The sequence below is a fragment of the Phocaeicola sp. genome, from assembly GCF_057861905.1.
On record NZ_DBMACV010000097.1, the window covers coordinates 1 to 9,304 of the forward strand.

The 9,304-nt window shown below is 41.6% G+C and carries 8 protein-coding genes and 1 pseudogene; 2 read left to right on the forward strand and 7 right to left on the reverse strand.

All coding sequences use genetic code 11. The features are described from left to right. The first annotated feature begins 123 nt into the window (after window positions 1-123). The gene (locus tag ACZM60_RS13655) at window positions 124-486 is read left to right on the forward strand and encodes a hypothetical protein (protein ID WP_489521770.1); all 363 of its coding nucleotides are present in this window, start codon (window positions 124-126) and stop codon (window positions 484-486) included. A gap of 146 nt (window positions 487-632) precedes the next feature. On the opposite strand, the gene ACZM60_RS13660 is transcribed toward ACZM60_RS13655, so the two are convergent. The 6 genes from ACZM60_RS13660 to ACZM60_RS13685 form a co-directional block, all read right to left on the reverse strand. After that, entirely contained in the window at window positions 633-2,477 is a 1,845-nt protein-coding gene (locus tag ACZM60_RS13660; RefSeq protein ID WP_489521771.1) for a 4-hydroxy-3-methylbut-2-en-1-yl diphosphate synthase, read from the reverse strand. Next, window positions 2,477-2,986 carry a 5-(carboxyamino)imidazole ribonucleotide mutase gene (gene purE, locus ACZM60_RS13665; protein WP_021972038.1) on the reverse strand — a complete coding sequence of 170 codons (510 nt, stop codon included), beginning with the start codon at window positions 2,984-2,986 and terminating at the stop codon, window positions 2,477-2,479. Before purE ends, ACZM60_RS13660 begins: the two co-directional genes overlap by 1 nt. Before the next feature lie 15 nt (window positions 2,987-3,001). Continuing rightward, complete coding sequence (gene gcvH / locus ACZM60_RS13670) at window positions 3,002-3,382, reverse strand: glycine cleavage system protein GcvH (RefSeq protein ID WP_021972037.1); 381 nt, start codon at window positions 3,380-3,382, stop codon at window positions 3,002-3,004. Window positions 3,383-3,426: 44 nt separating this feature from the next. After that, entirely contained in the window at window positions 3,427-4,023 is a 597-nt protein-coding gene (locus tag ACZM60_RS13675; protein WP_340318755.1) for a hypothetical protein, read from the reverse strand. A gap of 113 nt (window positions 4,024-4,136) precedes the next feature. Then, window positions 4,137-5,618: an RNA polymerase factor sigma-54 gene (gene rpoN / locus ACZM60_RS13680; protein ID WP_021972035.1), complete on the reverse strand. Its 1,482-nt coding sequence runs from the start codon at window positions 5,616-5,618 to the stop codon at window positions 4,137-4,139. A 111-nt stretch (window positions 5,619-5,729) separates the two neighbouring features. Further along, entirely contained in the window at window positions 5,730-7,403 is a 1,674-nt protein-coding gene (locus ACZM60_RS13685) for a uridine kinase family protein (protein ID WP_489521772.1), read from the reverse strand. An 81-nt stretch (window positions 7,404-7,484) separates the two neighbouring features. On the opposite strand from ACZM60_RS13685, the gene ACZM60_RS13690 reads away from it, so the two are divergent. Further along, window positions 7,485-9,179, forward strand: a complete 1,695-nt coding sequence (locus ACZM60_RS13690; protein WP_340318684.1) for a Na/Pi cotransporter family protein — start codon at window positions 7,485-7,487, stop codon at window positions 9,177-9,179. On the opposite strand, the pseudogene ACZM60_RS13695 reads toward ACZM60_RS13690, so the two are convergent. Next, window positions 9,097-9,304 (reverse strand): annotated as a pseudogene (locus ACZM60_RS13695) (hypothetical protein); the annotation flags it as partial. The gene ACZM60_RS13690 and the pseudogene ACZM60_RS13695 overlap by 83 nt on opposite strands.

A 9,304-nucleotide genomic window follows, 5' to 3' on the forward strand; every position in this document is an offset into this window, starting at 1 on the left:
TTATTGTTTCTTTGAAAACAAACCGGATGCATTGCAAGGATACTATATTGAGGACTCAAAACAACTGGCCTTATTCTAAACTTATCCCGAACTCAGGTAGTACTGGATGTTGCGAATATTTCATTGATGACGGTATCAGCAGGAACATCTTTGACGGAAAATCCGCTGCTGGCTTTTTCACATGGAAAATATTTGAAGGCAGGACCTAAAATCGTTACATTGGCTTATGAGGAAGTTCGGGAAATTGTAAACCGTACGAAGCAGCAAATGCGTACAATGAAACAGATTCATCAAAGTAAGGTAGATAAATCAACAGACACAGATTACTTAGTGGAGATACCGGAAGGAACTGAAATTAATCTGGAGGAGTGTGTGGATTTGGCTACTATAGATATGGGAACTTCTCCAGCACAAGAGTTACCGGAGTTATTAGCTAATAGTGATTTGGAAAATGATTTGGAAATTCCTGAAGAGAAAAAGGATTAATGTTTGTCTTTGTCTGATAAACATTATGGGGTTGTAATATAAAAATGGCTCACAAAAGATATTGTCATATCATCTTTTGTAAGCCATTTTTATTTGAAAGGTTTAAGCTGATGTTTTTGCAAAATTCTGACTTCGGTGTGAACTGATTATTTTTCCTTGTAATCTCCGTTTGCCTTAATTAGTTCAATCAACTTTTCTACGGCCTGTTCTTCTGGAATATTTTTTTCGATACACTCCTTTTTCTTGTATAGGCTGATTTTACCTCGTCCGGCTCCTACATAGCCGTAGTCTGCGTCGGCCATTTCACCAGGACCATTGACAATGCATCCCATGATACCGATTTTCAGTCCTTTCAGATGAGAGGTTGCAGCTTTGATACGTGCAATGGTAGCTTCCAGATCGTAGAGAGTACGTCCGCAACCAGGGCAAGAAATATATTCTGTTTTTGAAGTACGTGCTCTACCTGCTTGTAAAATACCGAAGGCTGTTTCGTCAACTTTTGTGTCGGCGATGGCTTTCCCGTGATTATACAGCAAGATACCGTCGCAGAAACCATCGAATATAAGAGCTCCCATGTCGGCAGCCGATTTGATTTGTAAATCTTCGGTATTGTCTTCCTGATAGAATTGGAAAAATACCAGTGGGTTGGTCAGACCTTGATTCATCAACTGGTGTGCGATGCCTCGAAATTCACCAAGCCGGTTGGGGTGATTGCTTTGAGCAATGATGACAACTTCCGGATGCAGGCGTAAGCAGGCTGTCGCTTCTTCGTTCAGTCCCATATATGGAGTGAATAAAAACTTGACTTCCGCATTGCAGTGATGTAGTTCGACTAACTGTTGGTAATTAAAAGCAGGATAAGTATCTTTTTCTCCCTTCCAGATATTAGCATCTACGATATAACCGATATCAGTGCGGCGTGCCTCTGGAAGATGCTGTCCGCAATAAATGTAATCCGGGCGGAATTGCTCTTCAATTTGCATATTACCGTCAAGACGGGCAGAAATGACAACTGGCACTTGCTCGCCTCCTATGTTCCTGACAGCTGTTGTTTTGCGTCGGCTCGGATTGGTATAGTTGAATTCAGGTGCTTCTGCTCCGGGAATATAGGGATGGTTTTCCCGTTGAAGTATATAGTTTACTAACTTACGGGCTACCGGAATCTCTGCCTCGGGTGCTTCACTCAGTGATACACGGATAGTATCTCCCAGTCCGTCGCATAACAACGCTCCGATACCTAATGCCGATTTGATACGCCCGTCTTCTCCATCACCTGCTTCGGTTACTCCCAGATGAAGCGGAAATGCCATGTCTTCCTTTTCCATTTGTTCTACCAAAAGCCGGACTGTCTTAACCATTATGACGGTATTGGATGCTTTGATAGAAATAACGACATCCATAAACTGTTCGTCTACGCAGATACGCAGGAACTCCATACACGATTCTACCATGCCTTCGGGAGTATCACCGTAGCGTGACATGATACGATCGGACAGCGATCCGTGATTTACTCCAATACGAATAGCTGTATGGTTTTCTTTGCAGATGTTCAGAAAGGGAATGAAGCGGTCACGTATCTTCTGAATTTCCTGAGCATATTCTTCATCTGTATATTCCAGTTTCTTGAATGTACGTGCGGCATCTACATAGTTTCCCGGATTGATTCGTACGCCTTCGGCATACAATGCTGCAACTTCGGCTACTTTGGGATTGAAGTGTACATCGGCTATCAATGGAGTGTTATACCCTTGTGAACGCAGCCCGATGTTGATGTTTTTTAAATTCTCGGCTTCGCGTACTCCCTGAGTAGTAAGGCGTACATATTCACCACCCGCTTCGATGATGCGTTTGGCCTGCTCTACACATGCCTCGGTATCCATGGTTACCGTATTGGTCATACTTTGTATACGGATAGGATTAGTGCCACCCATAGGAGTGGCACCAACGTATACCTCATTTGCCTCTCGGCGTGAATAGTTGAAGTAATCCATTAATTTGTTTTATAAGCGTATTTTACTTCTTTCAGTTCTTCGTTTGCTTTGACAATCTTGTTTTTCAGTCCTTCCTTGTAAGCTGCAAATTTAGCTGCAAGCTCTTCGTCGGACAGTGACAACATCTGTACGGCAAGGATAGCTGCATTCATGGCACCGTTGATGGCAACAGTTGCTACAGGTATGCCGGGAGGCATCTGAATAATAGAATAAAGTGCATCTACTCCATCCAAAACAGAGCCTTTTACTGGAACTCCGATAACTGGGAGGGTAGTATTTGCTGCAATAACGCCGGGCAGTGCTGCTGCCATTCCAGCTGCTGCGATAATAACTTTAAGTCCTCGTCCCGCAGCTTCTTTCGCAAATTTTTCAACCTCGGCAGGTGTACGATGTGCCGAAAGAGCATTCATTTCGAAAGGAACTTGCATTTCGTCGAGCAGTTTTGCCGCTTTCTCCATAACGGGAAGGTCGGATGTACTACCCATGATGATACTTACAATTGGTTTCATGTCTGTTATTTAGTTTTACTCATTAATGATCTGTTTGTATGCTTCGGCATCCAGCAGTTCATCCATTTCGGCGGTGTCTGTCGGTTTTATTTTAATAAGCCAGCCTTCACCATACGGATCTTTGTTAACCAGTTCCGGATGTTCTTCCAGTGCCGGGTTTATTTCAAGTACTTCTCCACCGATGGGGAGGAAAAGGTCAGATACCGTTTTTACAACTTCTATTGTACCGAATACTTCACCTTTATCTAATGTTTCACCTTCGGTTGTTACATCAACAAAAACGATGTCCCCCAATTGGTCTTGTGCATAATCAGTAATACCTACATATGCTTCGTCACCTTCCAGGCGAATCCATTCGTGTTCGTTCGTGTACTTTACGTTAGTTGGGAAATTCATAATCTTAGTATTTTAGAGGTTAATGTTTAATTATTATTTCTGTTTCAAATAAACAAAATTCCGATGATACCGCAAAACAAACCGACCAAAAAACCGCCCCCTACTTCGTTTAAAGTATGTTGCCGGACGATGATTCGTGCCGATCCTAACATCCCTGCCAGCAAGATAAAACCACATAGCCACCAGATAGGATTAAACTGGAAGATGAAACTGTACGAAAGTAAGCCGCCGATAATCATGCCGCAACTCGCCATGTGGGTACTGATTTTCCATTTCAGGTTGATGCTGGTACAAATAACCATGCAAAGCAGTGTCGCAATAATAATACCGCTCATATAGCGTGGAAGATGAATGCGGTACATTGTCAGGAAGCATCCGGTATAGCTCATGATCGTAATCAGGTAAGGAATGAAACGTTTCTTTCTGTTTCCCAGCTCCTGCAGGGTCCACCCGTTGATTTTCTGAAGCAGGTAGATGCCGAGCATCGGAAGCAGGATGGTGAAACAATATACCATAATCAGAACAGTCAACTTATACTGCAAGGGGAGAACTCGCAGGTAAGTAAAGAAAAAGAGAAGCAGAAACGCGACAAAAGGAACCATGAAAGGGGTGAAAATGGCAGATATGATACGTGCCGCCATAAATAATGTGTCCCTCTGTTCTTCCTGGTTCCTGGGTGCAGGATCATGATATGTCAGTTGGTCGGGAATATTTGTTTCTTCCATTTTTGTGATTATATTTGTTGTCGTTTCATTTATCTTCTTAAGCGCGCAACAGGGATATTCAGCTGTTGGCGATATTTGGCGACAGTTCGTCGTGCTATCGGGTAACCTTTTTCTTTTAGCATGTCGGCCAGTTCATCGTCAGTATAAGGCTTTTCCTTATTTTCTTTATCAATACATTCTTTCAGAAACTGTTTGATTTCTCGTACAGAAAGCTCTTCTCCATTTTCGGTCACATATCCGTCGCTGAAAAAGAATTTAAGTGGATAGATACCGAAGTTGGTTTGTACATACTTGCTGTTACTTACTCGTGAGATAGTCGAAATGTCCAACTTTGCACGTTCTGCAACATCTTTCAAAATCATCGGGCGTAATGAGGATTCATCGCCGTCTTGAAAAAACGGGCGTTGCAAGTCGATAATAGCTTGCATGGTACTGAGCAAGGTTTGCTGCCGTTGCTTAACCGCATTGATAAATCCTTGAGCAGCGTCGACCTTTTGTTTCAGGAACATCAGCGCATTTTTTGAATCCTTGCTTTGGTTAGCCTTATTGCGTGTATGCTCGTCCAGCATTTCTGTAAATTCACGGCTTAGGCGCAATTCGGGAATATTCCGGTTGTTGAGGCTCAGATTGATTGTGCCGTCCTCTTCCGTTTCGACAATGAAATCGGGAATAATCTGCTGTAAGTTCTTTCCGATTGCTTCTCCCATTGAACTTCCCGGGCGAGGGTTTAATTTTGTCAGCTCTGCTACGGCTGCATTATACTGTTCTTCAGTTATGCCTAATTTTTGCAGAATTTTATCTTTATTCTTTTTCGTAAAATCGTCACAGCACTTGCTGATGATGTCATACTCAATTTGTTTCAACGGGGAATTCTCTTTCCGTTTGATTTGCAATAGCAAGCACTCTTGCAGACTACGTGCACCGATTCCTGCCGGATCAAAATCCTGAATGATAGATAAGACATGCTCCAGCTGTTCGGGAGTGGTGGAAATACCCTGGTAAATGGCAAGTTCGTCAATTAAGGCATCTGTCGTTTTTCGCAGCAGTCCGTCATCGTCCAATGATCCGATGAGATATTCTCCCAATTGCTTTTCTTCGGGAGTAAGTTCCTGCATGTCGAGCTGTTCCTTTAATGTTTCGTAAAACGATACGTTGTCCGAAAAAGGAATCTCTTCGGGGGTTTCTCCTTTAGAACGATTGTTCTCCTGAAGTTTATAATCGGGTATGTCATCTTCAGTGCGGTAATCACCTAATGATAAATCTTCTTCATATTCGCCGGAAGTCTGTTCTCCGTCCTCATCGTTGGTATAATCGTCCTCATGGTCTTCCGCTTGTTCGGAAGGCTCTTTGCCTTCTTCTAAAGCCGGATTATCCAAAAGTTCAGAGTGAATACGTTCTTCCAGTTCCACTGTAGGAAGCTCCAGTAATTTGACAGCCAGAATCTGCTGCGGAGATAAAGTCTGCACTTGCTGCTGAGCCTGTGTTTGTACCTGACGTGAATTTATAGCCATAAAGATGAATTTGATTTATCGCTGCAAAAATAACAAAATTAGGTACGGATTACATGAGTTGGAGCGAATTTTATTTATGCGCCACCATGTAATCCGTACCAGAAGAATTTATCAATATCTGAAACTGCTTCCTCCCAAAAACTCACGTAACAGTGAAGTAGGAGGCAGTTCCTTATCTTGTACCGATACAAAGTAAGCCAGAAAACGCAAGAGGCGATGTGCTTCTGAGTAGGCTGGACAATTGTTAGGTACCTTGCGTAAGATAGGTTCTGCATAATCCTTCAATACGGCAAGTTCGAAAAGTAAAGCCGAATTAAACATTGCATCAGCATATTCCTGATAGGGGAATATCCATTTATCTTCGCCAGCACGTACACTTTCCCAGCGCTCGATGGTTGCCTCTGCCGAGTAATTACGATACCTGTAGTCGCGTATAATACGGCGGATCAGACGATTGTCGGTAGTCGGTATGTAATTATGGTTGTCAAGCTGGATAGTTGTCAGTGCCGATACGTATATTTTGTATTTATTTTCTGCCGGAATATTCGGAGTAAGTGCAGGGTTCAGGGCATGAATGCCTTCCAGAATCAATATCATATTGTCATCGATACGCAACTTTGTTCCACTGTTTTCTCGTTTTCCTGTGGTAAAGTTGAATCGGGGAAGTTCTATATCTTTGCCCTCCAAAAGTTCTTTTAACTGTGCTTCAAAGAAAGGTAAATCTAATGCATACAACGATTCGAAGTCATGTTGTCCGTTTTCGTCCAGCGGAGTATCTTCTCTGTTTACAAAATAATCATCCAGTGAAATGGGATAAGGTTTCATTCCGTTTGTCATCAGTTGAATACTTAAGCGTTTGCTGAATGTTGTTTTTCCAGATGATGACGGACCGGAAATTAGGACAAGCTTTACCCGTTTTCCATTCTGGTTCCGGTGAGTGATTTCGTCTGCTATACGAGCTATTTTCTTTTCTTGCAGAGCTTCCGAAACCTTTATTAAGTCGGTGGCATGTCCTTCGTTGCATGCAATGTTAAAGTCGCCTACCGTGCTGATACCTAAAATCTGGTTCCAGCGATGATATTCCTGAAATACTTCCAGCATCTTTTCTTGCTTTACAAGTTCTTCCAGTTTTCTGGGATCCTTTCGGTTGGGGATACGAAGCAGTAAGCCATCGTAATATTTTACGATATCGAACAACTTGATGTAACCGGTGCTCGGAACCAGACTACCGTAATAGTAATCGATTGTATCGCCCAGTCTGTAATAGAACGTATACAACTGTCCGGAAGTTTTTAATAATTTGGCTTTATCGAGCATGCTTCTTTGACTGAATAATTCTACAGCCTGTTCTGTGTGACATTCGATACGCTGGAAAGGAATATCGGCTTCAATAAGCTCCTGCATTTTTTGCTTAATGCGAGTTACATCGTCCAGTCCGATTGAACGGTCTAAATGTAATGTACAGTAATATCCCTTCGAAACAGGGTGCTCCAGTGAGATGCTTCCTTGTGGATAAAGTTCTTCAACCGCTTTTACTAATATGAAGCAAAGCGAACGGAAGTAAGTGCGCATGCCTGAAGGGTTTGTAATATCAAGGAACTCTACATCTTTATTGTAGTAAACTTTAAAGTTGAGTCCTTCTACTTTGTTGTTAACTTTTGCACTGACAGGCCCGTAAGGCATGGATAGATTAAAACCATTATAAATATCCAAAAGCGTGCTCCCTTCAGGGAAATCTTTTGTTAAATTATTATTTTTGCAATATATTTGTAGCATAATTGTAATATGTGTTACTAACGTGGTGATTTGGCAATTAATTTACACATTAAACAATTAAAAGCCTACCCCCGACTTAATTAATTACAAATGGAATATACTTTTTATGATTTTTTAGCGTTACTCGGCTCGTTGGCGCTTTTCCTTTATGGAATGAAAATCATGAGTGAGGGGCTTCAGAAGTTTGCCGGTGACAGACTTCGTAGTATCCTGACTGCAATGACGACAAACAGAGTAACCGGTGTTCTGACGGGTGTGCTTATTACAGCCTTGATTCAATCTTCTTCTGCAACGACAGTAATGGTAGTCAGCTTTGTCAATGCAGGATTACTGACTCTTTCGCAATCTATAGGTGTAATTATGGGCGCCAATATCGGTACTACAGTTACAGCCTGGATTATTTCCGCTCTCGGCTTTAAAGTCGATATTTCCATGTTCTCATTGCCTCTTCTGGCGTTTGGTATTCCGTTTTTATTCTCTCAAAAGAGTTCCCGTAAGTCTATCGGTGAATTTATTTTTGGCTTTGCATTTCTATTTATGGGGCTTAATCTCTTGAAAACTAATGCTCCCGATTTGAGTGCAAATCCTGATATGTTGGCTTTTGTGCAGAATTATACGGATATGGGATTCATTTCTGTACTCTTGTTTGTTTTTATCGGTACTATTCTGACCATGATTGTGCAGGCTTCTGCAGCGACAATGGCAATTACACTTATTATGTGTGCCAATGGTTGGATTAGTTTTGAGCTGGGAGCTGCATTGGTTTTAGGAGAAAATATTGGAACAACCATTACGGCAAATCTTGCTGCTCTGACAGCCAATACGCAAGCACGGCGTGCAGCTATGGCTCACTTGATGTTTAATATATTTGGTGTTGTTTGGGTCTTGATTTTGTTCAAGCCATTCTTGTCAATGGTGGATTGGATTATTTCCGATTTAATGCATATCAGTGAAGCCGACGGAGTTGCGGTTTCGTTTAAACTTTCGGCTTTCCATACTTGCTTTAATGTGTGCAATGTATTGATTTTGATATGGTTTGTCAAACTGATAGAAAAGACGGTTTGCAAATTGATTCCTCAAAAGGAGCAGGAGGAAGAGTATCGTTTGCAGTTTATTACGGGAGGTATGCTGTCTACAGCCGAATTGTCAGTATTGCAGGCTCGTAAAGAAATCAATTTGTTTGCAGAACGTATTCAGCGTATGTTCCGTATGGTACGCGACTTATTGCATACGGAAAACGAAAATGAATTTAACAAATTGTTTAGCCGTATCGAAAAATACGAGAACATCAGCGATAATATGGAAGTGGAAATAGCCAATTATCTGAATCAGGTATCCGAAGGTCGCTTAAGCTCTGAAAGTAAATTGCAAATACGCGAGATGCTTCGTGAGGTAACTGAGATAGAAAGTATCGGAGATAGTTGCTATAATTTGGCACGAACCATCAATCGCAAGCGTCGTGGTAGCATTGATTTTACAGAAAAGCAGTATGAACATATTCATCAGATGTTCGGGCTGACAGATAGCGCACTGACGCAGATGATCGCTTTGGTAGAAGATGTACATCATACGGTGGATGTGAATAAATCGTTCAACATCGAGAATGAGATAAATAATTATCGGAGTCAGCTGAAGAATCAAAATATAATTGATGTAAACAATAAGGAATATAGTTATCAGATGGGTATTCACTACATGGATATTATTGCCGAATGTGAAAAATTGGGTGACTATGTAGTAAATGTTGTGGAAGCACATTCTGATGTGAAAGAGAAAAAGGCATGAGTCCTTTCTGATAATTGTAGTGCCAAAGAAGGTGTGTCAAAAAGCACACCTTCTTTTTTAGCACAAAGCCCCGACTTTCACAAGCTGGGGCTTTGTTATTACCTAAAGATTTTGTATCTTTAAGC

Bases quoted from the DNA above. Each gene is read 5' to 3' on its own strand.
- rpoN (WP_021972035.1), bottom strand. From the start codon at position 5,618: ATGGCTATAAATTCACGTCAGGTACAAACACAGGCTCAGCAGCAAGTG.
- ACZM60_RS13660 (WP_489521771.1), bottom strand. From the start codon at position 2,477: ATGGATTACTTCAACTATTCACGCCGAGAGGCAAATGAGGTATACGTT.
- ACZM60_RS13690 (WP_340318684.1), top strand. From the start codon at position 7,485: ATGGAATATACTTTTTATGATTTTTTAGCGTTACTCGGCTCGTTGGCG.
- gcvH (WP_021972037.1), bottom strand. From the start codon at position 3,382: ATGAATTTCCCAACTAACGTAAAGTACACGAACGAACACGAATGGATT.
- purE (WP_021972038.1), bottom strand. From the start codon at position 2,986: ATGAAACCAATTGTAAGTATCATCATGGGTAGTACATCCGACCTTCCC.
- ACZM60_RS13675 (WP_340318755.1), bottom strand. From the start codon at position 4,023: ATGGCGGCACGTATCATATCTGCCATTTTCACCCCTTTCATGGTTCCT.